This is a genomic window from Streptomyces sp. NBC_01268 (assembly GCF_036240795.1).
In the GTDB taxonomy this organism is placed as follows: domain Bacteria; phylum Actinomycetota; class Actinomycetes; order Streptomycetales; family Streptomycetaceae; genus Streptomyces.
On record NZ_CP108454.1, the window covers coordinates 2805770 to 2831202 of the forward strand.

Annotated in this window: 16 protein-coding genes; 3 read left to right on the plus strand and 13 right to left on the minus strand. The window is 71.7% G+C overall.

Annotation, left to right across the window (positions count from 1 at the left end; translation table 11 throughout):
• Positions 1-20: 20 nt before the first annotated feature.
• The 3 genes from OG309_RS12455 to OG309_RS12465 all read left to right on the plus strand — a co-directional run bounded on the left by OG309_RS12455 (position 21) and on the right by OG309_RS12465 (position 7433).
• Positions 21-2258: a bifunctional glycosyltransferase/CDP-glycerol:glycerophosphate glycerophosphotransferase gene (locus OG309_RS12455; RefSeq protein ID WP_329420556.1), complete on the plus strand. Its 2238-nt coding sequence runs from the start codon at positions 21-23 to the stop codon at positions 2256-2258.
• A gap of 70 nt (positions 2259-2328) precedes the next feature.
• Complete coding sequence (locus OG309_RS12460; RefSeq protein WP_329420557.1) at positions 2329-5895, plus strand: bifunctional glycosyltransferase/CDP-glycerol:glycerophosphate glycerophosphotransferase; 3567 nt, start codon at positions 2329-2331, stop codon at positions 5893-5895.
• 20 nt (positions 5896-5915) lie between these two features.
• Positions 5916-7433: a DUF6020 family protein gene (locus tag OG309_RS12465; protein WP_329420559.1), complete on the plus strand. Its 1518-nt coding sequence runs from the start codon at positions 5916-5918 to the stop codon at positions 7431-7433.
• 127 nt (positions 7434-7560) lie between these two features.
• Here the strand turns inward: OG309_RS12465 and obgE are convergent, their stop codons facing one another.
• From obgE to mreC, 13 genes are all read right to left on the minus strand, one after another.
• The gene (gene obgE, locus OG309_RS12470; protein WP_329420560.1) at positions 7561-9000 is read right to left on the minus strand and encodes a GTPase ObgE; all 1440 of its coding nucleotides are present in this window, start codon (positions 8998-9000) and stop codon (positions 7561-7563) included.
• 111 nt (positions 9001-9111) lie between these two features.
• Positions 9112-9366 carry a 50S ribosomal protein L27 gene (rpmA, locus tag OG309_RS12475; protein WP_030494090.1) on the minus strand — a complete coding sequence of 85 codons (255 nt, stop codon included), beginning with the start codon at positions 9364-9366 and terminating at the stop codon, positions 9112-9114.
• Between the two features lie 14 nt (positions 9367-9380).
• Positions 9381-9701: a 50S ribosomal protein L21 gene (rplU, locus tag OG309_RS12480; protein ID WP_329420562.1), complete on the minus strand. Its 321-nt coding sequence runs from the start codon at positions 9699-9701 to the stop codon at positions 9381-9383.
• Between the two features lie 184 nt (positions 9702-9885).
• On the minus strand, positions 9886-10824 hold the full coding sequence (galU, locus tag OG309_RS12485) for a UTP--glucose-1-phosphate uridylyltransferase GalU (protein WP_329420564.1): 939 nt from the start codon (positions 10822-10824) through the stop codon (positions 9886-9888).
• Between the two features lie 91 nt (positions 10825-10915).
• Positions 10916-14677 carry an Rne/Rng family ribonuclease gene (locus tag OG309_RS12490; RefSeq protein ID WP_329420566.1) on the minus strand — a complete coding sequence of 1254 codons (3762 nt, stop codon included), beginning with the start codon at positions 14675-14677 and terminating at the stop codon, positions 10916-10918.
• A 235-nt stretch (positions 14678-14912) separates the two neighbouring features.
• Positions 14913-15704 (minus strand): TIGR03936 family radical SAM-associated protein, encoded by a 792-nt coding sequence (locus OG309_RS12495; RefSeq protein ID WP_329420568.1) that lies wholly within the window; start codon positions 15702-15704, stop codon positions 14913-14915.
• 230 nt (positions 15705-15934) lie between these two features.
• Positions 15935-16558, minus strand: a complete 624-nt coding sequence (locus OG309_RS12500; RefSeq protein ID WP_329420570.1) for a hypothetical protein — start codon at positions 16556-16558, stop codon at positions 15935-15937.
• Positions 16559-16675: 117 nt separating this feature from the next.
• Positions 16676-18607: a TIGR03960 family B12-binding radical SAM protein gene (locus OG309_RS12505; protein WP_329420572.1), complete on the minus strand. Its 1932-nt coding sequence runs from the start codon at positions 18605-18607 to the stop codon at positions 16676-16678.
• Between the two features lie 52 nt (positions 18608-18659).
• Positions 18660-20177, minus strand: coding sequence for a CYTH and CHAD domain-containing protein (locus OG309_RS12510; RefSeq protein ID WP_329420574.1), 1518 nt, complete (start codon positions 20175-20177; stop codon positions 18660-18662).
• Positions 20178-20227: 50 nt separating this feature from the next.
• Positions 20228-21427, minus strand: a complete 1200-nt coding sequence (gene rodA / locus OG309_RS12515) for a rod shape-determining protein RodA (protein WP_329420576.1) — start codon at positions 21425-21427, stop codon at positions 20228-20230.
• 4 nt (positions 21428-21431) lie between these two features.
• Positions 21432-23693, minus strand: a complete 2262-nt coding sequence (gene mrdA, locus OG309_RS12520) for a penicillin-binding protein 2 (RefSeq protein WP_329420578.1) — start codon at positions 23691-23693, stop codon at positions 21432-21434.
• Between the two features lie 19 nt (positions 23694-23712).
• Positions 23713-24381, minus strand: a complete 669-nt coding sequence (gene mreD / locus OG309_RS12525) for a rod shape-determining protein MreD (RefSeq protein WP_329420580.1) — start codon at positions 24379-24381, stop codon at positions 23713-23715.
• Positions 24378-25430 carry a rod shape-determining protein MreC gene (mreC, locus tag OG309_RS12530; protein WP_329420582.1) on the minus strand — a complete coding sequence of 351 codons (1053 nt, stop codon included), beginning with the start codon at positions 25428-25430 and terminating at the stop codon, positions 24378-24380. Before mreC ends, mreD begins: the two co-directional genes overlap by 4 nt.
• Between the last annotated feature and the right edge of the window lie 3 nt (positions 25431-25433).

A 25433-nucleotide genomic window follows, 5' to 3' on the forward strand; every position in this document is an offset into this window, starting at 1 on the left:
TCCGGAAGCCCTAAGCCCACATGACTCCCACGCAAGCAGCGCAGCGGTCCGACGTCCCCCGGTTCAGCATCATCGTTCCGGCGTACGGGGTGGAGGCCTATCTGCGCGACTGTCTCGACTCGGTGCTGAGCCAGTCGTTCCAGGACTTCGAGCTGATCGCGGTCAACGACGCCTCGCCGGACGCCTGCGGCGCGATCATGGACGAGTACGCGGCGCTCGACCCGCGCGTGGAGGCGCTGCAGCTCGCGCAGAACGTGGGCCTGGGCCGGGCCCGCAACGCCGGCATGGCGCGGGCCAGGGGCACCTACCTGCTCTTCCTGGACAGCGACGACACCCTGCTGCCCGGCTCGCTCGCGGCGATCGCCCAGCGGCTCGACGAGACCGGCGACCCGGAGCTCCTGGTCTTCGACTACTCCCGCACGCACTGGGACGGCCGGATCACCCCGAACGCCAAGGCCAAGGTGCTCGCCGACAGCCCGCGCGAGGCCGTCGCCCTGGGAGCCAACCCGGGCCTGCTCGGGCTGCTCCAGGTCGCCTGGAACAAGGCCTACCGCCGGGACTTCGTGGAGCGCTGGGGCTTCGAGTACCCCACCGGCTACTACGAGGACACCCCCTGGACGTACCCGGTGCTGATCGCCGCCGAGTCCATCGCGGTGCTCCCCCGGGTCTGCGTGCACTACCGGCAGCGCCGCCAGGGCAGCATCCTGCACAGCACCAGCCGCAAGCACTTCGACGTCTTCGACCAGTACGGCCTGGTGTTCGCGTTCCTCGACGCGCACCCCGAGTTCGACGCCTGGCGCGGCCCGCTCTTCGACCGCATGATCACCCACTTCCGGGTGGTCGAGAACTCCCCCGGCCGCCTCCCCGACGAGGCCCGCGCCGAGTTCCGCGCGACCTTCCTCCGGTACGAGAAGCAGTACCGCCCGGCCGGACACGCCACCCCGCAGGGCTCCGCCTCCGCCCGCCGCAAGGCCGTCGGCAAGCTGCCGGCCCCGGTGCGCGGCGCCGCCCGCCGCGCGTACCGCACGGCCCGCAAGGTCAAGGCCGCCCCGCGCCGGCTGCGCAAGCCGCTGCGCACCGCGGTGCTGGCCGGCTACTACCGGGCGCAGCGCATGCTGCCCGTGCGCAACGACACGGCCGTGTTCGCCGCGTACTGGAACACGGACTACTCCTGCAACCCGGCCGCCGTGCACCAGAAGCTGCTGGAGCTCGCGCCGAAGGTGAAGACGACCTGGGTCCTGAAGCCCGGCTCGCGCAACACCCCGCCGCCCGGCACGAACGTGGTGCACCCCGGCTCGTTCGGGTTCTGGCGCGCGATGGCGCGGGGGAAGTACTTCGTCAACAACGTCAACTTCCCGACCCGGGTGGTCAAGCGGCCCGGTCAGATCCACGTCCAGACGCACCACGGCACCCCGCTGAAGCGGATGGGCGTCGACCTGGCCGAGTACCCCGTGGCCCAGGGCGACCTGGACATGCCGTCGCTGATGGAGCGGGTGGACCGCTGGGACTACAGCGTCTCCTCCAACAGCTTCACCACGGCGATCTGGGACCGCGCGTACCCGGCCGAGTACACCAAGCTGGACTACGGCTACCCGCGCAACGACGTGCTGGTCCGGGCCGGCGAGGACGAGCGGCTGCGGGCCCGCGCGGCGCTCGGGCTGCCCGAGGACACCACGGTCGTGCTGTACGCGCCGACCCACCGCGACTACCAGAACGTGCCGCAGCCGCTGCTCGACCTGGAGCACCTGGCGGCCCGCCTCGGCAAGGGCTTCACCGTGCTGTCCCGGGCGCACTACTTCCTGCTGGACAACCCCGGCGGCACCGGCCCGAAGGACGGCTCCGGCGTCGTGGACGTCAGCCGCCACCCCTCGGTGGAGGAGCTGTTCCTCGCCGCGGACTGCCTGCTGACCGACTACTCGTCGCTGATGTTCGACTACGCGCTGCTCGACCGGCCCGTCGTCGTGTACGCCAACGACTGGGACGTCTACCGCGCGACCCGCGGCACCTACTTCGACATCCACGTCGAGAAGCCGGGCCACGTCGTGGCAACCGAGCCGGAGCTGCTCGACGTCTTCCTCTCGGGGCGCTGGTCGGACGAGGAGTCCGCGAAGCTGCGCACCGAGTTCCGGAGGCGGTTCTGTGAGTTCGACGACGGCTCCGCGGCCGAGCGCGTGGTACGCAGGGTGTTCCTGAACGAGGAGAATGTACCGCCGGTGGTGCTCCCTCCGGAGCGCCCGAGCCCTCGCACCCGCGGCTAGAGCTACCGTGTCCGGCGAGCCGTACATCGCCGTCACGCACGAAACACCTTGAGGAAAGGCGCAGTACCCAATGCCTCCCCGCCTGTCAGTAATCGTTCCCGTGTACAACGTGGAGCTCTTTCTCGACGAGTGCCTGCAGTCCCTTGCCGACCAGACGTTCACCGACTGGGAGGCGATCGTCGTCGACGACGGCTCCAAGGACGGCAGCCTCGCGATCGCCGAGAGCTGGGCGGCGAAGGACGCGCGGATCCGTGTGGTCGCGCAGGAGAACCAGGGGCTGGGGCCCGCCCGTAACACCGGTGTCGCACACCTCACGGACGGCACCGAGTACCTCGCGTTCGTCGACAGCGACGACATCGTGCTGCCGGACGCCTACGAGCGGTTCATCGCCAAGCTGGACGAGACCGGATCGGACTTCGCCAGCGGCAACGTGAACCTGCTGAAGGCCGGCGAGATCCTGATCTCCCCGCTGCACGAGAAGCGCCTCAACAAGGACCGCGACCGCACCCACATCTCCCACGACAAGGCGCTGGTCTACGACCGCACCGCGTGGAACAAGGTCTTCCGGCGCTCGTTCTGGGAGCGGCACGCCTTCGAGTTCCCCGGCATCCTGTACGAGGACGCCCCGGTGACCCTGCCCGCGCACTTCCGGGCCACGTGCGTCGACGTCCTCGGTGACCCCGTCTACCTGTGGCGGCAGCGGACCGGCGGCGCCCCGTCCATCACCCAGCGCCGCACCGAGCCGGTCAACGTGCGCGACCGCATAAGGTCGTGCGACTCCGTGAGCCGCTTCCTCGGCACGCAGCCGGGCGAGGAGTTCGCGGAGCACAAGCGCTGGTACGACGAGATCTTCATCAGCGACGAGCTGCCCCTGTTCATGGGCGTGCTCGACGAGGCCGGTGAGGAGTTCCGCGAGCTGTTCATGACGGGCGCCGCCGACTACCTCAGCCGGGTCGACCCGCAGGTGCTGCCCCGCGTCGACGTGTCGCTGCGGCTCAAGTGCCACCTGATCACCGAGGGCCGGCTCGCCGAGCTCCTCGATCTGCTGGCCTACGAGCGCGAGACCGGCCGGGCCATCCCGGTCACCCGCCAGGGCCTGCGGCACTTCGCCGACTACCCGGTGCTCGACAAGGGCAACGGCGCCGTCCCGCGCGAGGTCCTGAAGGTCGGCGCCGAGTTCTCCGCCCGCGCCCGCGCCGAGCAGATCCTGTGGCAGAACGGCCGGCTGCACATCGACGGCCACGCCTACATCCGCAACCTGGCGGCCTCGACGCCGAAGCCCTCGCTGCGCGTGCTGATGCTGCGCGAGAGCGGCAGCCGGCGCACCGTCCTGGTCCGCCCCAGCCGGACCAAGGCGCCGAAGGCCACCCAGACCTCCGGGCAGTCGCTGCACAACTACGACTGGTCCGGCTTCTCCCTCGACGTCAACCCGGCGAAGCTCAAGGGCCGCGGCGGCTGGCGCGACGGCGTGTGGCGGCTCACCTTCGCCACCGTCCAGGAGGGTGTGGCGCGCCGCACCCGGCTGAAGGCCGGCGAGAGCGGCAACGCCGAGAGCCCGGCCCCGCACTGGGTGGAGAAGGACGTGCGGGTCGTCCCGTTCGTCGCCGACAGCCACCTGTACCTGCGCGTGGACCTGGTCCGCGCCCGGCTGACCGGCCATCGGGTCGCCGACGGTGTCGTCGAGCTGTCCGGTGTCCTCGGCCACGAGGCCGCCGCCGACGGCGCCAAGCCCGCGCTGCGCCTCACCCACGCCAGCTCCGAGGCCACCCTGGAGCTCCCGGTCACCCGGAGCGGCGCCGAGTTCTCGGTGCGCGTCCCGCTGGCCGACCTGGACGTCGAGGGCCGCGACTCCGCGGACCTGGAGGTCACCGACAAGTGGACGGCCGAGCTGGTGCTCGGCAAGCGGGCCCACCCCGTCGCGGTCAACGACCGCCAGGGCGACCTGGGCCGCCAGCACCCGGTCGACGGCACCGGCACGACCTCGTGGGGGGGCAGGACGGTCGCGGTCGCCAACGACGGCGTCGGGCGCCTCGTGCTGCGCACCCAGCCGGTCCAGCCCATGATCGCCAAGGCGACGGTGAGCCCCGAGGGCCGCATCGTCCTCGAAGGCGCCCTGCCCGCCACCGTCGACGAGCCCCTGGAGCTGGTGCTGCGGCACAGCCGGCACGCCGAGGAGCACGCGCACCCGGTGCGCGTCGAGGACGGCGTCTTCCACGCCGACTTCCTGCCGGTGCCCGGCGGTCTCACCAAGGTGCCGCTGCGCCAGGGCCGCTGGTACCTGTTCGTCCGCGCCGTCGACAGCCGCGTCGAGGTGCCGGTCCGGGCCGTCCCGACGGCCCTCGGCACCCTGCCGGTCTCCTTCTCGGTGCGCGGCCGCGACTACGCGCTGACCCACCGCTTCTACGACCGGCTCCTGGTCGACGCCTCGCCCGACCTGAACGCGCAGGAGGTCGGCTGGTTCCGCCAGCGCGAGATGCGCACCACGGTGTACCAGGAGGCCCGTACGGCCCCGCTCAAGGACACCGTGCTGTACGCCTCCTTCTCGGGCCGCCAGTTCTCCGACTCGCCGCGCGCGGTCTACGAGGAGCTGCTGCGCCAGGGCTCCGAGCTGGAGCACGTGTGGGTCGTGGAGGACCGCCGGGCGGAGATCCCGGAGGGCGTGAAGGTCATCCGCCGCTGGAGCCGTGAGTGGTACGAGGCGCTCGGCAACAGCCGGTACATCGTGACCAACACCCACCTGCCGTTCTGGATCCGGCGCCGTGAGGGCCAGGTGATCGTCCAGACCTGGCACGGCACCCCGCTCAAGCGGATCGGCCACGACATCGACAGCGTGCAGTTCGCGGACCGCAAGTACCTGTCGAAGGTGGCGGAGGAGACCCCGAGCTGGAGCTTCCTCGTCTCCCCCAACCGCTTCTCGACCCCGATCATGAAGCGGGCGTTCCAGTACGACGGGGAGATCCTGGAGTCCGGCTACCCCCGCAACGACGTGCTGCTCTCGGAGAAGACCGACGACCTGGCGGGGACCGTGCGGGAGCGCATCGGGCTGCCGGAGGGCAAGAAGGTCGTGCTGTACGCGCCGACCTGGCGGGACGACCAGTTCTACCAGGCGGGCAACTACAAGTTCGATCTCCGCGTCGACATCGAGAAGGCCGCCGAGCGGCTCGGCGAGGACCACGTCCTGCTGGTGCGCAAGCACTCGAACATCGTGGACGCGGTGCCCGGCGCGGGTGACGGCTTCGTCTTCGACGTCTCGTCCTACCCGGACATCGCCGAGCTCTTCCTCATCACCGACGTGCTGGTCACGGACTACTCGTCCCTCATGTTCGACTTCGCGAACACGGGCCGGCCGATGCTGTTCTTCACCTACGACCTGGAGTACTACCGCGACCAGCTGCGCGGCTTCTACTTCGACTTCGAGAAGCGTGCCCCCGGCCCGCTGCTGCAGACGTCCGACGAGCTCATCGACGCGCTCGGCGACATCGACCGCATCAGCGCCGGCTACACCGACGCGTACCGAGAGTTCCGGGACGTGTTCTGCGACCTCGACGACGGCCACGCCGCCGAGCGCGTGATCACGCGGATGCTGGAGCTCGCCCACCCCGACAGCCCCTCCACCGAGCCCGCGGAGCAGCGTTGAAGACGCCTTCCATCCCCTTTGTGAACCGGATAGTCGAGCGGATCCCGGTCCGGCGGCGCCTGCCGCTGGCCGTGTACGCCGCGACGCAGCTGATCTTCCTGGTGTGGTGGGCGGCGTTCTACCCGGGTGGGATGAGCTACGACTCGATCTCGTACGTGTGGCACGTGACCACCGGGCACTGGATGTCCAACCACTCGGTGGCGTACGACGGCCTGGTCTGGCTGTCGCTCCAGCTCACCGGTGACCTGGCGCTGCTGACCTTCGCGCAGTCCGTGGCCATGGCCGCGGCGCTGGCCTACGTGGTCGTCACGCTGCGGATGTTCGGTGTGAAGGGGAAGTGGGGCTTCACGGCGGCGGTCGCGTGCGCGGTGCTGCCGTCGATCGGCACCTTCGTCATCTACGTGTGGAAGGACGTGCCGTTCGCGATCGGCGCGGTCCTCGCCTTCGGCGCGACGGGCCGGCTCGCGGCGCGTCGGCTGCGCGGCGAGTCCCGGCTCCGGGACAAGGCCTTCCGCAACGAGATCGCCATGCTGTTCCTCGGCTTCCTGGCGATGGGCCTCTTCCGCAACAACGGTCTGCTCGTCGCGGTCATCGCGGTGCCGGTGCTGCTGCTGACGCTGCCGAAGATGCGCAAGTGGCTGCTGTTCGCGACCGTCGTCCCGGTGACGATCGCGGCGCTGCTGCAGACGGTGATCTACCCGGCCATCGGCGTCATCACGCCGACCAAGGACCAGGTGTACGCGATGAACTACGCGGACATCGCGGTGGTCTACGGCAAGGTCCCGCAGACCTTCACCAAGGCCGACAAGGAACTCATGGCGAAGGTCGCGCCGCTGTCCCACTGGGGCGGGCGTGCGGCGAACTGCTACAACGCCGACTGGGCGATGAAGAAGCCCATGAACCGCAAGCTGGCGGACCAGTACAACGACCAGCTGATCGACCTGTGGTTCCGCGTCCTGAAGCGGACCCCGGACCAGATGATCTCGGCCCGCGTGTGCCGCTCGCACATCGCGTGGTCGCCGTTCCCCGGCCCGGTCGACAAGATGGGCCACACGCTGATCAGCCCGCCGTCCGTGCCGAAGAACCTGTTCGGCTGGGCGAACTGGAACCCGGAGATGGCGGACAGCCCGTACCGCCCGATCCTGAAGATCCGCCCGCTCAACGACACCCTGCACGACGCCGCGTTCTTCACCTGGAAGGCCAGCAAGACGCCGCAGCTGCAGTGGCTGCTGTTCCGCGGCGCGATCTGGTGCTACGCGGCGTACGCCGTGGTGCTCGCCTTCTCCCGCAGGCACCGCAGCTGGGCCCCGGTGGCGCTGCTCGCCACGCCGCTGGCACTCCAGCTCACGGTGGTCGCCGCGAACCCGGCGCCGCTGGCCCGCTACATGTTCGCCCCGATGTTCCTGGGCATCCTCGCGCTGCCGCTGATCGGCGCGAAGCCCGACTTCACCAAGCGCTCCAAGCCCCAGCCGGAGCAGCAGGAACCGGAGCGCACCACCGCTCCGGACCCCGAACCGGAACCGGAACCGGTCGCCTGACGGTACGAAAGGGGCCCGCCTCCTCGCCAGAGGAGGCGGGCCCCTTTCGTACGAGCCGTCCACGACCACGACGCGGCCCCCGCCGGAGGAGATCCGACGGGGGCCGCGAACACGCTCCGACCGCTGCCTAGAACGGGTTGAACTCGTCGAACTCCCGCTGCGGGTCGACCCGCTCGGCCTCGCGGTCGCGGCGGCGCTGGGCGGCAGGACGGGGGGCTTCCAGGCGGTGGTCCTCGCCTCGGCGGCCGAGCATCTCGGCGCCGGCCATCATCGTGGGCTCCCAGTCGAAGACGACCGCGTTCTCCTCGGAGCCGATCGCGACGCCGTCGCCGGCGCGGGCGCCGGCCTTCATCAGCTGGTCCTCGACGCCGAGGCGGTTGAGGCGGTCGGCCAGGTAGCCGACGGCCTCGTCGTTGTTGAAGTCGGTCTGGCGGACCCAGCGCTCGGGCTTCTCGCCGCGCACGCGGTACACGTCCTCGGCCTCGTCGTAGACGACGGTGAAGCCGGCGTCGTCGACCGCCTTCGGGCGGATGACGATGCGGGTCGCCTCCTCCACCGGCTTGGCCGCGCGGGCCTCGCCGACGATGCCGGCGAGGGCGTAGGAGAGCTCCTTCAGACCCGTACGGGCCACGGCGGAGACCTCGTACACCTGGTAGCCGCGCTCTTCGAGCTCCGGGCGGATCATGTCCGCGAGGTCCTGGCCGTCCGGGATGTCGATCTTGTTGAGGACCACGAGGCGCGGGCGGTCCTCAAGGCCGCCGTACTGCCTCAGCTCCTCCTCGATGATGTCGAGGTCGGAGACCGGGTCGCGGTCGGACTCCAGCGTCGCCGTGTCGAGGACGTGGACGAGGACCGAGCAGCGCTCGACGTGGCGCAGGAACTCCAGGCCCAGGCCACGGCCCTGGCTCGCGCCCGGGATGAGGCCGGGGACGTCGGCGATCGTGTAGACGGTCGAGCCGGCGGTGACCACGCCCAGGTTCGGGACGAGCGTCGTGAAGGGGTAGTCGGCGATCTTCGGCTTGGCGGCCGAGAGCACGGAGATGAGCGAGGACTTGCCCGCGCTCGGGTAGCCGACGAGCGCCACGTCGGCGACCGTCTTGAGCTCCAGGACGACGTCCCCCGCCTCGCCGGGCTCGCCGAGCAGCGCGAAGCCGGGGGCCTTGCGGCGGGCCGAGGACAGCGCCGCGTTGCCGAGGCCGCCACGGCCGCCCTGGCCCGCGACGTAGGTGGTGCCCTGTCCGACCAGGTCGGCGAGGACGTTGCCCGCCTTGTCGAGTACGACGGTGCCGTCGGGCACGGGCAGGACCAGGTCCTGGCCGTCCTTGCCGGAGCGGTTGTCGCCGGCGCCGGGCTGGCCGTTGGTGGCCTTGCGGTGCGGCGAGTGGTGGTAGTCCAGGAGGGTGGTGATCGCCTGGTCGACGACCAGGATCACGTCACCGCCACGGCCGCCGTTGCCGCCGTCCGGGCCGCCGAGCGGCTTGAACTTCTCCCGGTGGACGGAGGCGCAGCCGTGGCCCCCGTTACCCGCGGCGACGTGCAGCTCGACGCGGTCCACGAAGGTGGTCATGGTTCTGTGCCTCCAGATACGTAAAACAGGTGGAATGTCTATCTAGTAACACGCGAAAGGCGGACCCGCTTCCCTAACGGGAAGTGAGGTCCGCCTCCGCAAAGTTTCCGATCAGGCGACCGGAACGATGTTCACGACCTTGCGGCCACGGAAGGTGCCGAACTGCACCGAACCGGCCTGCAGGGCGAACAGCGTGTCGTCGCCGCCACGGCCCACACCCGAACCCGGGTGGAAGTGGGTGCCACGCTGGCGGACCAGGATCTCACCCGCGTTGACGACCTGACCGCCGAAGCGCTTCACGCCGAGCCGCTGGGCGTTGGAATCGCGACCGTTCCGGGTGGACGATGCGCCCTTCTTGTGTGCCATTGCTCAGTCCCTCTTTACTTCGCGGCCGTCGGGATGGACGTGACCTTGATCGCCGTGTACTGCTGACGGTGACCCTGGCGACGGCGGTAGCCCGTCTTGTTCTTGTAGCGCAGGATGTCGATCTTGGCACCCTTGTGGTGGTCCACGACCTGGGCCTCGACCTTGATGCCCGCCAGGACCCACGGGTCGCTGGTCACGGCGTCGCCGTCGACCACGAGCAGGGTCGAGAGCTCGACCGTGTCGCCGACCTTGGCGGTGGAAATCTTGTCAACCTCAACGATGTCGCCGACAGCAACCTTGTGCTGGCGACCACCGCTGCGCACGATGGCGTACACGCGGACTCTCTCTCACTCGGGAACGGGTCCTCTGATGCCAGCCGCCCACGCGCGGGCCCGGGGGCCCACAGCGATCCGGAATCGGACGAGCGGCCTCTCCCGGAGGACCGGGAGGGAGGTGCTCAGAGGTGTGGCGCTATCAGACACGCCGACGGTCTAGGTTACGGGCGGCTCCCGCAGGGGGTCAAATCCCGGCCGCGTCGCCCGACGGGTCGCCCGCGGAGGTCTCCGCGACGAAGCCCTTGAGCCAGGCGCGGAAGTCCGGGCCCAGGTCCTCGCGCTCGCAGGCGAGCCGCACGATGGCCCGCAGGTAGTCGCCACGGTCGCCCGTGTCGTACCGGCGGCCCTTGAAGACGACGCCGTGCACGGGGCCGCCCAGCTTCTCGTCGGCCGCCATCTTCTGCAGCGCGTCGGTGAGCTGGATCTCACCGCCGCGGCCCGGCTCGGTCTCGCCGAGGACGCCGAAGACGGCCGGGTCGAGGACGTAGCGGCCGATGATCGCGTAGTTGCTCGGCGCGTCCGCCGCGTCCGGCTTCTCGACCAGGCCGGTGATCCGCACGACGTCGGCGTCGCCGGTCGGCTCGACGGCCGCGCAGCCGTACAGGTGGATCTGCGCCGGGTCGACCTCCATCAGCGCGACGACGCTGCCGCCGCCGGCCGCGAGGACCTCCAGCATCCGGGCGAGCAGCGGGTCGCGCGGGTCGATCAGGTCGTCGCCGAGGAGGACCGCGAAGGGCTCGTCGCCGACGTGCGGCTGCGCGCACAGCACGGCGTGGCCCAGGCCCCGCGGGTCGCCCTGGCGCACGTAGTGCATGGTGGCGAGCTCGCTGGACTCCTGGACCCGCGCGAGGCGCTCCTCGTCACCCTTGCGGGTGAGCGCCTCCTCCAGCTCGTAGTTGCGGTCGAAGTGGTCCTCGAGCGGACGCTTGTTGCGGCCGGTGATCATCAGGACGTCCGACAGACCCGCCGAGACCGCCTCCTCCACCACGTACTGGATCGCCGGCTTGTCGACGACCGGCAGCATCTCCTTGGGCGTCGCCTTCGTGGCGGGAAGGAAGCGCGTGCCGAGACCGGCGGCGGGGATGACGGCCTTGCGCACCTGGGGGGCGGGGGTGTTGTTCATCGGGCTGGTTCCTGGTTTCCGATCGGGTTCAAAACCGTGTGGACCGTCCTCGGGAGGAGGACGGTCCACACGGACTGCGTCGGGGACTGGGTCAGTCCTGCGCGGGGGCCGCGGTCTTCTTCACGGCCTTCTTGGCGGTCGTCGTCTTCTTCGCCGCCGTCTTCTTGGTCGCCGCCGTCTTCTTGGTGGCGGCCTTCTTGGCGGTGGCCTTCTTGGCCGTCTTACGGGCCGTCTTCTTGGCCGCCGGAGCGGCCTCGGCCTCCGGGGCGGCCTCGTCGGCCGGAGCCTCGGCGGGCGCCTCGGTCGCGGGGGCCGAAGCCACCACGAGCACGGCGGCCTCCTCGGCACCCGCGGGCGCGCCGGCCGGGGCGGTGGCCTTGCGGACCACCCGGCGACGGGCCTTCGGCGGGGCGGCCACGGGGGCCTCCTCGACGACCGGGGCGGGCTCGGCGACCGGCTCCGGGGCCTCCTCGGCGGCGACCGTCTCGACCACCGTCTCGGCGACCGGCTCCGGGGTGGAGACCACCGGGGCGGACACCTTGCGGGTGGCCCGGCGGCGGGTCCGGGGGGCGGGGGCCTCGGGGGCCTGCTCCTCGACGACCGGGGCGGCCTCGACGACCGGGGCCTCGACGACCGGCTCCGGCTTCGGCTCGGGCTTCGCCTCCGGGACAACAACCTCGAAGGTCTCCGTCTCGGTCACGACCGGTGCGGCGACCGGCGCCGACACCCGGCGGGTCGCCCGGCGGCGGCCACGACCGCGCGTGGCGGCGGCCTCGGCCTCCGCGGCGCTGCCGTACAGCTCCTCGTCCGCGGCGATCGGCTCGGGCAGCGCCACCGGGGCGGCGAGCTCGGCCGCGAGCTCGGCCTCGGTCTCGGCCGGGGTCTCGTGGACCTCGGTCTCGTGGCCGTGCTCGTGCTCGTGGGCGTGTCCCTCGCCACCGCGGCCGCGCTTCTTCGAGCGCTTGCCGCCGCCACCGCCACCGTGGGTGGGCGGCTGCTCCATGTGGACGATGACACCGCGCCCGTTGCAGTGGACGCAGGTCTCCGAGAAGGACTCCAGGAGGCCCTGGCCGACCCGCTTGCGGGTCATCTGCACCAGGCCGAGCGAGGTGACCTCGGCCACCTGGTGCTTGGTCCGGTCACGGCCCAGGCACTCCAGGAGGCGGCGCAGCACCAGGTCGCGGTTGGACTCCAGGACCATGTCGATGAAGTCGATGACGACGATGCCGCCCAGGTCGCGCAGCCGCAGCTGGCGCACGATCTCCTCGGCCGCTTCGAGGTTGTTCCTCGTCACGGTCTCTTCGAGGTTGCCGCCCTGGCCGGTGAACTTGCCGGTGTTGACGTCGACGACGATCATCGCCTCGGTCTTGTCGATCACCAGCGAGCCGCCGGAGGGCAGCCAGACCTTGCGGTCCAGCGCCTTCATCAGCTGCTCGTCGATCCGGTACGTCGCGAAGACGTCGACCTCGCTGGTCCACCTGGACAGGCGGTCGGCCAGGTCCGGGGCGACGTGGTTCACGTAGCCGTGGATGGTCTCCCAGGCGTCGTCGCCGCTGACGATGACCTTGGAGAAGTCCTCGTTGAAGATGTCGCGGACGACCCGGACGGTCATGTCCGGCTCGCCGTACAGCAGGCTCGGCGCGGACGTCGAGATCTGCGCGGCCTTCTTCTGGATGTCGGCCCACTGCGCCTGCAGGCGCTCGACGTCGCGGCGCAGCTCGTCCTCGCTCGCGCCCTCGGCGGCGGTGCGCACGATGACGCCCGCGTCCTCGGGGACGATCTTCTTGAGGATGGTCTTCAGACGCGCGCGCTCGGTGTCGGGCAGCTTGCGGCTGATACCGGTCATCGAGCCCTCGGGCACGTAGACCAGGTAGCGGCCGGGCAGCGAGACCTGGCTGGTCAGGCGGGCGCCCTTGTGGCCGATCGGGTCCTTGGTGACCTGCACCAGGACCGACTGGCCGGACTTGAGGGCGGCCTCGATGCGGCGCGGGCCGTTGCCCATGCCGAGCGCCTCGAAGTTGACCTCGCCGGCGTACAGGACGGCGTTGCGGCCCTTGCCGATGTCGACGAAGGCGGCCTCCATCGACGGCAGCACGTTCTGGACCTTGCCCAGGTAGACGTTGCCGACGTACGAGGTGGCCTGCTCCTTGTTGACGTAGTGCTCGACGAGCACGTTGTCTTCCAGGACGCCGATCTGGGTGCGTTCGCCGTTCTGGCGGACGACCATCACGCGCTCGACGGCCTCGCGGCGGGCGAGGAACTCGGCCTCGGTGATGATCGGGACCCGGCGGCGGCCCTGCTCGCGGCCCTCGCGGCGGCGCTGCTTCTTGGCCTCCAGACGGGTCGAGCCCTTGATGGACTGGACCTCGTCGGACGGCTCGCCCTTCTCGCGGGCCGGGCGGGGCTCGCGGACCTTGACGACCGTGCGGACGCCGTCCTCGTCGGCGCCCTCGGCCTCGGCGGACGCGTCACCGCTGCGGCGACGGCGACGGCGGCGACGGCGGGAGCTGCTGCTGCCCGACCCGGCGGCGTCCTCGTCGGCCTCGTCGGCCTCGTCCTCGGCGTGGAGCTCGTCGGTCTCCTCGCCCTCCTCGGTCTCGTCCGACTCCTCGGCCTCGGCGAGCTCGCCGCGGCGACGGCGACGGCCGCCCCGGCGGCGACGGCGGGACGGGCGGTCCTCGTACTCGTCGGCCTCGTCGGTCTCGACGGCCTCGGTCTCGGCATCCGCCTCGGAGGTGGACTCGACCTCGGGCTCGTCGGCGACGGTGGCCGGGACGGGCTCGACCGCGACGGGCTCGCCACGGCGGCGACGGCGACGGCGCGAGCCGGTCTCGGCGCGCTCGGCCTCGGCCTCGACCGTCTCCAGGGTCACGGGGGCCTCGGCGACCTCGGCGACCTCGGTGGTCTCCTCCTCCGGCTCCTCCTCGACGGCCTCGGCGGCGGCGATGTACGCGGCCGTCTCCGGCGTCTGGAACATCGGCTCGGTGAAGACCGGCGGCTGGAAGACGGCGACGGCGGGGCGCGCGGCGCGGCGGGTGCGGGGCGCCTCGGCCTGGGTGGACGGCTCGGCGGTGAACTGCGGCGAGGTGGCGCGGCGGCGGGTGCGGCCACGGGTGGCGGCCTGCTCGGCGGCGGCGACCTCGGCGGCGTGCGAGGCGATCTCCTCGACGGTGTCCTCGGGCAGCGCCTCGCCGGAGGTCTCGGCGGCGATCTCCGCGGCGGCGTCCGGGGTCACCGCGGGCGCGGTGGCCTTGCGGGTGGCGCGGCGGCGGGTACGCGGGGCCGGGGCGGCCTCCTCGACCGGCGCGGCGGGGGCCTCGGCGACCGGCGCGGCCGGGGCCTCGGCGGACGTGGCGGCCTCGACCGTGGTCTCGGGCGCGGTGGCCTTGCGGGTGGCGCGGCGGCGGGCACGGGGGGCCGGAGCGGCCTCCTCGACCGGCTCGGCCGGGGTCTCGGCGACCGGAGCGGCCTCGACGGCCGGGGCGGCCGGGGCCTCGGCGGACGTGGCGGCGCGGGTGGCGCGGCGGCGGGTACGCGGGGCCGGGGCGGCCTCCTCGACCGGCGCGGCGGGGGCCTCGGCGACCGGCGCGGCCTCGACCGTGGTCTCGGGTGCGGTGGCCTTGCGGGTGGCGCGGCGGCGGGCACGGGGGGCCGGAGCGGCCTCCTCGGCGGCCGGCGCGGCCGGGGTCTCGGCGACCGGAGCGGCGGGGGCCTCGGTGGTCCCGGCCGTCACCGGCGGGCCGGCCGGGCGGGACGCCGCACGGCGCCGACGGCGCGGCGGCAGCTTGTCACCGGGTGCGTCGCTGTCGGCGCCACCTGTGTTCTCGGTGTTCTCTTCGTGCTGTTCGAGCATGCGGGCGGTTCTCCCGTCACGCCCCCGGGCGCCGCGTCTGGTTCCGGTCCGGCGGCACGAACGCGCGAGGTGCACGGTGCCGCCGTCCGGGGCGCGGGCGCCGCACGGGAGCTGTAGGTCTGGCTCGCCGGTTCCGTACGCCCTCTGCGTACGGCCTGGCGAAAGTCTTGTGGTCAAAGCGCTGCCCGACCCAGGTGGCTCCCGAGTACGAGGGCTGCGCTACAACGACCGCTCCTTACGCGGTGCCCGCACCCGGCGCCGTCGCTGAGGCGGTCTCGGCGGCCGTGGATGGGGCGGCCGTGACTGCCTCGCGGTCGGGCGCGAGCGGGTCGGTCACCGTGCCGGACTCCTCGTCGAAGAGCCCCTGCGCCAGCCTGGTCACCGCAGCGGGGACCGGCGGCGCCAGGTCGGCCACAGCTCGGAGACCGGACAGGACGTCGTCGGGTCGTACGGCAGGTGTCACGTGCCGAACAACCAGCCGCAGTATCGCACAGGCGCTGTCCAGCGGCCTATCACCCTGGGGATCGCCCGGGGCGGCGGCCGAGGTCAGCTCGACGACGGCGGCGCGGGTGTCGAAGGTGCGGATGCCGTTCTTGGTCTTGCGCTGTACTTCCACCGTCTCGGCCGCGAGAAACGTCTCGACGGCCTTCCGCACGTCCTCGGGGTCGACGCCGTCCAGCCGCAGCTCCCACACGGAGGCGGTCAGGCGGTCGGCGAGGCCGGAGGTGCGGGCCTCCACGGCGTCGGTGATGTCGAGGCCGTCCGGCAGGGACTCGTCCAGCAGGCGCCGGAGCGTCTGCGGGTCGCGCGTCTCGGCGAGGGCGATCTCCAGGTACTCGGCCTCGGAGCCCGTGCCCGTGGGGGCGGCGTTGGCGTACGACACCTTGGGGTGCGGGGTGAAACCGGCCGAGTACGCCATCGGCACCTCGGCGCGGCGCAGGGCCCGCTCGAAGGCGCGCTGGAAGTCACGGTGGCTGGTGAACCGGAGGCGGCCGCGCTTGGTGTAGCGCAGTCGGATGCGCTGCACCGCGGGTGCGGGCGGCGGGCCTTCGGGCTGTCGCTTGCCCAGTGGTTCTTCTCCTCGGTGCGGGGCGGGCGCGGTGTGGCGCCGCCCACGAAATGCGGTGGCTGTCCTGGGGGGCCCACCCGGCTCACCCCCGTGGGAACGGGGAGATCTCGGGTGCGGGCGCCGCGCCGGGGACGTTCGTTGTACTACCCAGAGTACGCGCCGAGACCACCTGTGGTTCCCCGGGCCGGTCAGGCGGGCCCGCCGAAGAGGGCCCGCCACACCTCCCGGGTGGCGGTGCGGACGGCCCGTGCGACCTCGGCGGCCGGGTGCAGGGCGTAGGTGCGCAGCCAGTGGCCGACGGGGGTCAGGACGACGCGGTAGGTCCAGGCGAGGGGGCGGCCGACCGCGTGCCACAGGACCCAGGAGACGGCGCGGCCGACGGCCCGGGAGACCTCGCCGGCGATCCGCCAGGCCCAGGCGAGGGCGGCGCCCACGATCCGGAGGCCGGCACCCAGCACCCGGCCGACGGGCGCCAGCACGTACCTCCAGAGCCAGCCGAGGGGGGTGAGGACCACCAGGTCGACCACCCACCACAGGGCGCGGGCGACCGGGACGACGACCCAGCGCCAGAGCCAGCCCAGCGGGGTCAGGAGCAGCGTGTCGACCAGCCACCACAGGGCCTTGGCGACCGGCACGACGACCCAGCGCCAGAGCCAGCCCAGCGGAGTGAGGATCAGCACGTCGATCAGCCGTCCGAGGGCCCGGCCGACCGGGGCGAGGACCCCTCGCCACAGGTGCCGCAGGCAGTAGGCGACGGCGTCCCAGACCAGCCGGAGGGGGACGACGATCACGAGGGCGATGCCTCGCGCCACCGCGGTGAGACAACCTGGGTTTTCCGTGTTCATGACCGGAACGACGCGACGGCCCGGCGAAGGGTTTCCCCTTCGCCGGGCCGTCACCAGAGCGTTATGGCGCTCGCCGTGCGGGTCCTACTTGTTCACGACGGTCAGCGGCAGCAGCGTCTTGCCGGTCGGGCCGATCTGGATGTGCGTGTCCATCTGCGGGCAGACGCCGCAGTCGAAGCACGGGGTCCAGCGGCAGTCCTCGACCTCGGTCTCGTCGAGCGAGTCCTGCCAGTCCTCCCAGAGCCAGTCCTTGTCGAGACCGGAGTCCAGGTGGTCCCAGGGCAGGACCTCCTCGTAGGTGCGCTCGCGCGTGGTGTACCAGGCGACGTCGACCCCGAAGTCGGGCAGGGTCTTCTCGGCGCACGCCATCCAGCGGTCGTACGAGAAGTGCTCGCGCCAGCCGTCGAAGCGGCCGCCGTCCTCGTACACCGCGCGGATGACCGCGCCGATGCGGCGGTCGCCGCGGGAGAGCAGGCCCTCGACGATGCCGGGCTTGCCGTCGTGGTAGCGGAAGCCGATCGAGCGGCCGTACTTCTTGTCGCCGCGGATCTTGTCGCGCAGCTTCAGCAGGCGCGCGTCGGTCTCCTCCGCGGAGAGCTGCGGGGCCCACTGGAAGGGGGTGTGCGGCTTCGGCACGAAGCCGCCGATGGAGACGGTGCAGCGGATGTCGTTCTGGCCGGAGACCTTGCGGCCCTCGGCGATCACGTTGATCGCCATGTCGGCGATCTGCAGGACGTCCTCGTCGGTCTCCGTCGGCAGGCCGCACATGAAGTACAGCTTCACCTGGCGCCAGCCGTTGCCGTACGCGGTGGAGACGGTCCGGATCAGGTCCTCCTCCGAGACCATCTTGTTGATGACCTTGCGCATGCGCTCGGAGCCGCCCTCGGGGGCGAAGGTGAGGCCGGAGCGGCGCCCGTTGCGGGTCAGCTCGTTGGCGAGGTCGACGTTGAACGCGTCCACGCGGGTCGACGGCAGCGAGAGGCCGATCTTGTCCTCGGTGTAGCGGTCGGCGAGGCCCTTGGCGATCTCACCGATCTCCGTGTGGTCCGCGGAGGACAGCGAGAGCAGGCCGACCTCCTCGAAGCCGGTCGCCTTCAGACCGCGGTCCACCATCTCGCCGATGCCGGTGATGCTTCGCTCCCGCACGGGGCGCGTGATCATGCCGGCCTGGCAGAAGCGGCAGCCGCGGGTGCAGCCGCGGAAGATCTCGACGGACATGCGCTCGTGGACGGTCTCCGCGAGCGGGACGAGCGGCTGCTTGGGGTAGGGCCACTCGTCGAGGTCCATGACGGTGTGCTTGGAGACGCGCCACGGCACACCGGACTTGTTGGGGACGACCCGGCCGATGCGCCCGTCCGGCAGGTACTCGACGTCGTAGAACGCCGGGATGTACACCGCGCCGGTCTTGGCGAGGCGGAACAGGACCTCCTCGCGTCCGCCGGGACGGCCCTCGGCCTTCCACTGGCGGATGATCTCGGTCATGTCGAGCACGGCCTGCTCGCCGTCACCGATGATCGCCGCGTCGATGAAGTCCGCGATCGGCTCGGGGTTGAAGGCCGCGTGGCCGCCGGCGAGCACGATCGGGTGGTCGACCGTCCGGTCCTTCGCCTGCAGCGGGATGCCGGCCAGGTCGAGGGCGGTGAGCATGTTGGTGTAGCCGAGCTCCGTGGAGAAGCTCAGGCCGAAGACGTCGAAGGCGCCGACGGGGCGGTGGCTGTCCACGGTGAACTGCGGCACCTTGTGCTCGCGCATCAGCTCTTCGAGGTCCGGCCACACGCTGTAGGTGCGCTCCGCGAGGACACCCTCGCGCTCGTTGAGCACCTCGTAGAGGATCATGACGCCCTGGTTGGGCAGGCCGACCTCGTACGCGTCCGGGTACATCAGAGCCCAGCGGACGTCGGCGGACTCCCACGGCTTGACCGTGGAGTTCAGCTCTCCACCGACGTACTGAATCGGCTTCTGCACGTGCGGGAGCAGAGCTTCGAGCTGCGGGAAGACAGACTCGGCAGCAGACATCTCGAACCTTCGTGAGCTGGCAGGGGGGCGACTCTCAAGCGTACCCCGGTGCTCAGCGGCTCAGGGACGCCCGGATTCCCGGGGCCGCGGCCCACTCCCAGAGTCCGGGCAGCTCACGCTCCCGCGCGGCGGCCGCGGCCTCCTCCCGTCCGTACAGGAGTCCCCAGGTGAACGTGGTCTCGCCGGCCGTGTGCGCCTGGATGGCGATCTCGCGCAGCGCGGCGCGGGCGACGACGCTGTCCTGGTGTTCGCCGAGGAGGGACTGGACGGCCTTCACGCGCTTGGCGAACCGCTTGGCGGGCTTGCCGAGGACGGGGCGGGCGGCGTCGGCGGCGTAGCGGGTGCGCTTGGCGGCCTTGCGGGCGGCGTGCAGGGCGAGGTCGCGCTCGTGGCCGGGGGCGAGCGCGAGGGCGTGCTCGACCCGGCCGGCGAGCCGGGCGAAGTCCTTGCGGACGGCGCGGGCGAGGACCTCGGGGGCATCGTGGGCGGCGGCGGCGCGCAGCGGCGGGTCGGCGAGCAGCGCGTCGAGGGCGTCCAGGAGCGCGAGGTGGCGCGGGGAGTCCAGTGCGACGAGCACCGTGCGCCGGGCGTCCTCGGTGCGGCGCACCGCGCGGGCGCGCAGCCGGGCGCGGACCCGGCCGAGGCGGAGGGTGCTGGGCAGTTCGTCGAGCCGGGCGGTCAGGCGGGCGGTGAGCACCTCCTCGTCGCGGGCGGCGCCGAGCTCGCCGGCAAGCCACTTCAGCTCCTCGCCGAGGCGGTCGGTGACGGCGCGGTCGAGGACCTTGCGGTACGTCTTGAAGGTGCTGCGGAGCCTGCGGCAGGCGACCCGCATCTGGTGCACGGCGTCGGGCAGGTCGCGCCGGACGGCGGGGTCGAAGGCGACGACGGCGTCGGCCTGCTCCCGTACGTAGGCGAGGACGGCGTGTCCTGCGCTGCCCGGGGCTCCGCCGGCGTCCGCGGGCCGGGGAGCGGGCGCGCCCGTCTCCTCCAGCGCCCTGGCCAGCTTCGACGGTGCGGCCGAGGGGCGGATGCCGGCCTTCTTGAGGCGTTTCTCGACGGCGTCGAGGAGTGCCTCGTCGGCGTCGTCCGCCAGTTCGACCTCGATCTCGGTCCAGGTGGCCTCGCCCGTTCCGGTGAGGCGGTCGGCCCGGACGGTGTCGACGGACAGTTCGGCGAGCGGGCGGCCGTCGGCGTCGAGCAGCAGGCGCACGTCGCGGGAGGAGCGCAGGCGCACGACGGGAACGACCCGGGTGCCCCGGACGCGGGAACGCAGGAGCCCCGCCAGGGAGGCCGGAAGGGTCTCCGTGAGCGGGGCTCTGATCTCGTCGCGGATGCCGGCGGCGACGGGGACCTTGAGGTGCCAGCCCTCGTCCGCGCCGCCGGTGCGGCGGCGCAGGGTGAGGGCGTCGGCGGCCAGCCGCAGGTCCGGCGTGTCGTAGTAGACGGCGTCCAGCTCGGTGACGCCCTCGTCCCGGACGGCGGCCACGCCCCCGGTGCCGACGAGGTCGGGGACCGCCGTCTTCTCCGTGGCCTCGTACTTACGCTCGATCTCGCGCTTCGTCTCCGCCATGAGTCGAATCTAGACGCGAACGGCCCTGAACGGCAGTGCGTCCCGGAGCGCTAGGCCGTTATCGGCCGCTGCACCCGGATCGACTGGAGCAGTCCGATCGCCACCCACACCGCGAACATCGACGAGCCGCCGTACGAGACGAACGGCAGCGGCAGTCCGGCCACCGGCATGATGCCGAGGGTCATGCCGATGTTCTCGAAGGCCTGGAAGGCGAACCAGGCGATGATGCCGGCGGCGACGACCGTGCCGTACAGCTCGGTGGTCTCGCGGGCGATCCGGCAGGCCCGCCACAGGATGACGCCGAGCAGGACGAGGATCAGTCCGGCGCCGACGAAGCCGAGCTCCTCGCCGGCGACGGTGAAGACGAAGTCGGTCTGCTGTTCGGGCACGAACTGGCCGGTGGTCTGGGAGCCCTTGAAGAGGCCCGATCCGAGCAGTCCGCCCGAGCCGATGGCGATCCGGGCCTGGTTGGTGTTGTAGCCGACGCCGGCCGGGTCGAGGTCGGGGTTGGCGAAGGCGGCGAAGCGGTTGATCTGGTACTCGTCGAGCATGCCGAGCGTGGTGACGAGGACGGCGCCGAGGACGCCCGCGCCGATGAGGCCGAGGACCCAGCGGTTGGAGGCGCCGGAGGCGAGCAGCACGCCGAGCACGATCACGGCCATGACCATGACCGAGCCCAGGTCCGGCATCAGCATGACGATGCCCATGGGGAGCGCGGCGAGCGCCAGCGCCTTGGCGACGGTGCCGTGGTCGGGGTGGAGCTGGTCGCCCGCGTCGACCTTCGCGGCGAGCAGCATCGCCATCACCAGGATGATCGTGATCTTCACGAACTCGCTGGGCTGGAGCGAGAAGCCGCCGCCGACGACGATCCACGCGTGCGCGCCGTTGATGGTCGCGCCGAGCGGGGTGAGGACGGCGAGGATCAGCAGGACGGACAGTCCGTAGAGGATCGGCACGGCCCCGCGCAGGGTGCGGTGGCCGAGCCAGACCGTGCCGACCATCAGGGCGAGACCGATCCCGGTGTTCAGGACGTGCCGGAACAGGAAGTAGTACGGGTCGCCGTTGTTGAGCTCGGTGCGGCCGCGGGTGGCGGACCAGACGAGCAGCGCGCCCATCAGGGACAGTCCGAGCGCGGAGAGCAGGATCGGCCAGTCGAGCCGGCGCAGCACCGAGTCGCGGGCGGTCAGCCGGGAGAGCGTGCCGCGTTCGGGTGCGTAGCGGGAGACGGAGAAGCCGTGGGGTGCGGTCATCGGTTCAGAGCCTCCCTCGGGTGGCGGGCGGGCCCGCGAGGGGATCGTCGTCCGGCTTCCTGGCCGGCACGGCGGGGTCCGCGGGGTCGGCCGGCGGGTTGCCGGTGGGCTGGTCGGCGACCTGCTTCAGCGGGTCGTCGGGGTCGATCTTCCCGGCGTCGGGGTCGTAGGGCCCGATGGCCGGGGCGTCGATGGAGCCGTCGGGCTCGATCCTCGGCAGGGCCTTCTGCGGCTGCGGCAGCAGGGCCCGCTTCAGGTCCTGCTTCCCGGCGTCGTCGAGCCCGTAGAGCGCGTCGTAGATGTTGCGCACGGCGGGGCCGGAGGCGCCGGAGCCCGTACCGCCCTGGGCGATCGTCATGACGATCGCGTAGTCCTTGGTGTACGTGGCGAACCAGGAGGTCGTCTGCTTGCCGTAGACCTCCGCGGTGCCCGTCTTGGCGTGCATCGGGATCTTGTCCTGCGGCCAGCCGCCGAAGCGCCAGGCGGCGGTGCCGCGGGTGGCGACTCCCGCGAGGGCTTCGTCTATCAAGTCGCGGGTGTCCGCGTCGAACGGCAGCCGGCCGTGCGACTTGGGCGCGATCTGGCTGACCTTCTTGCCGTCCGCGCTGATGACGGCCTTGCCGACGGTGGGGTTCCACAGCGTGCCGCCGTTGGAGATCGCGGCGTAGATGGTGGCCATCTGGATGGGGGTGACGAGCGTGTCGCCCTGGCCGATGGAGTAGTTGACCGAGTCACCGGCGCGCATCAGGTTGCCTTCGAGGCAGTTCTCGTAGGAGAGCTGCTGGACGTAGCTGCCGCCCTTCTTGCCGTACTTGCACCACCAGTCCTTGTTGGCCTCCCAGAACTTCTGCTTCCACTGGCGGTCGGGGACGCGGCCGGTGACCTCGTTGGGGAGGTCGATGCCGGTCTCGGCGCCGAGGCCGAACTGGTGGGCGGTCTTGTAGAACCAGTCCCCCGGGTTCTTCTTCGGCTTCATCCCGCCGTCCCGCTGCCACTGCTGGTGGGCGAGGGCGTAGTAGACGGTGTCGCAGGAGACCTCGAGGGCCTGGCCGATGGTGATGGAGCCGTGGCCCTGGGACTCGAAGTTCTTGAAGACCTGGTTGCCGATGGAGTACGAGGAGGGGCACGGGTAGCGCCCGTTGAAGTCGTATCCGGCGTTGACGGCGGCGGCGCTGGAGACCACCTTGAAGATGGAGCCGGGGGCTGCCTGGCCCTGGATGGCCCGGTTCAGCAGCGGGAAGTTGGAGTCCTTGCCGGTGAGGGCGGCGTAGTCCTTGGCGGAGATGCCGCCGACCCAGGCGTTGGGGTCGTAGTCGGGCTGCGAGGCCATGGCGACGATCCGGCCGGTCTTCGCCTCCATGACGACGACGGCGCCGGCGTCGGCCTTGTAGTTCTCGCTGGTGTTCTTGTCGTACGTCTTGCGGGCCTCGACCATCGCGTTGTGCAGCTCCCACTCGGCGACCGCCTGGACGCGGGCGTCGATGGAGGTGACCACGTTGGCGCCGGGCTCGGCCGCGTCGCTCTTGGCCTGGCCGATGACCCGGCCGAGGTTGTCGACCTCGTAGCGGGTGACGCCGGCCTTGCCGCGCAGCTCCTTGTCGTAGGTGCGCTCCAGGCCGGAGCGGCCGACCTGGTCGGAGCGCAGGTACGGGGAGTCGCCGTCCTTGGCCTTCTCGATCTCGCCGTCGGTGACGGGCGAGAGGTAGCCGAGGACCTGGGAGGTGCGGGACTTGCCGGGGGCCGGGTAGCGGCGGACGGCGGCGGGTTCGGCGGTGATGCCGGGGAAGTCCTCGGCGCGCTCGCGGATCTGGAGGGCCTGCTGGGTGGTGGCCTCGTCGGTGACGGGGATCGGCTGGTAGGGCGAGCCGTTCCAGCAGGGCTTGGGGGTCTTGGAGTCGCAGAGCCGGATCTTGTTGACGACCTCGTCGGGCTTCATCCCGAGGACGCCGGCCAGCCGGGTGAGGACGGCCTTGCCGTCGTCCTTCATCTTCATCAGCTCGGTGCGCGAGGCGGAGACCACGAGGCGGGTCTCGTTGTCGGCGAGCGGGACGCCGCGGGCGTCGAGGATGGAGCCGCGGACGGCGGGCTGGACGACCTGCTGGACGTGGTTGTTCTTGGCCTCGTCCGTGTACTCCTTGCCGTTGCGGATCTGGAGGTACCAGAGGCGTCCGCCGAGGGTGAAGAGCAGGGAGAAGACGAGGACCTGGATGACGACGAGCCGGATCTGGACGCGGGGGGTCCGCCCGGTCTCGGGGATGTTGCTCATGCTGCCGCTGCCCCCTGGGTCACAGTCGCTTGACTCCCTTGATGCGTCCGGCGCGTGAGGCGCGGGTCCGGGCGGCCTTGACGCGCAGGCCGCCGCGCTGGTTGCCGATCCGCAGGCCGGTGCCGGAGGAGAGCCAGCCGGAGGAGACGTCGGCTCCGTTGGCGCCGGTGGCGTCGGCGAGCGGGTCGTTCTCGGCGCGCCGGGCCAGCGCCATGATCAGTGGCACGGTGAACGGCGCGAGGAGCAGGTCGTAGAGGGCCGCGGTGAACAGCAGGAAGCCGAGGCCCACATGGCGGGCGGCGGTGTCGCCGACGAGGGCGCCGACGCCGGCGTACAGCAGCGTGGAGCCGATGGCGGCGACGACGACCACGGCCATCGGTCCGGTCGCGGACTTCAGGCGCCCGTTCTCGGGGCGGGCGAGGCCGCAGAGGTAGCCGACGACGCAGAGCACCAGGGCGTAGCGCCCGGCGGCGTGGTCGGCGGGCGGGGCCAGGTCGGCGAGCAGGCCGGCGGTGAAGCCGACGAGGGCGCCGGTGACGTGCCCGTACACGAGGGCGAGGGCGACGACGGTGAGCAGGACGAGGTCCGGGACGGCGCCGGGGAGCTGGAGGCGGGCGAGGACGGAGACCTGGACGACGAGCGCGACGACGACGAGCGCGGCCGAGAGGAGGATGCGGTTGAGCTTCACGGCGTGGCGTCCCCCTGGTCCTGCGGCTGCTGATTCGGATCGCCCTGCCCGGTGGGCTGGTCGGCGGCCTGTCCGTCGGGCTGCTGCCGGTCGGCGGGCTTCTGCTGGGCGTCGCCCTGCTGCCGGCCGGCCTGCTGTCCGTCCGGTGGCGGCGGGGTGACCGTGACGGTGACGGTCGGGGCGGGCTTGGGCTTCTGCGGCAGGACCATGTCGCGGGGGTCGCTGCGCGGGGCCTGGACGACGACGCCGACGATGTCCAGCTTGGTGAAGCCGACGTACGGGCGGACGTAGATGTTGCGGGTGAGGCCGCCGCCCGCGGGGTCGACGCGGACGACCTCGCCGACGGGCACGCCGGGCACGAAGGGCTTGTCGGCCTGGGAGCCGAAGGTGACGAGCCGGTCGCCCTGCTTCACCTTGGCCTTGCCGTTGAGCAGCTGGACGAGGAGCGGGCGGTCGCCCTGGCCGGTGGCGAAGCCGAGTTCGTCGGACTTCTCCATGCGGGTGCCGACGGTGAAGTCGGGGTCGTTGGCCAGCAGGACCGTGGAGGTCGAGGGGCCGACGGTGGTGACGCGGCCGACGAGGCCCGAGCCGTTGAGGACGGTCATGTCGCGGCGGATGCCGTCGCGGGCGCCGACGTCGATGGTGACGGTCCAGGAGAAGCCCTGGGCCGCTCCTATGGCGATGACCTCGGCGCCCTTGATGCCGTACTGGCCGGCGCCGGCGGTCTTCAGCATGGCGTCGAGCTCGCGCAGCCGGTTGCGGTTGCGGTCGTCGCTGCCCAGCTTGGCCTTGAGGGCGGCGTTCTCCTGCTCCAGGGCGGTGATCCGGTTGTGCCGTTCCCCTGAGTCGCGGACCGCTCCTATGGCGTTGCCGATCGGGTCGACCGCCGAGGCGACTCCGTTCTCGACGGGACCGAAGACCGCGGCCGCGGCCTGTCGGGCACCGTCGACCGGCGACTCCTGGCCTCCTCTGATGTCCACCGTGATCAGTGCGAACGCGATGGCGATCAGCAGCACCAGGAGCAGCCGGCTCTCTCGTGTGTCCCTCACGTG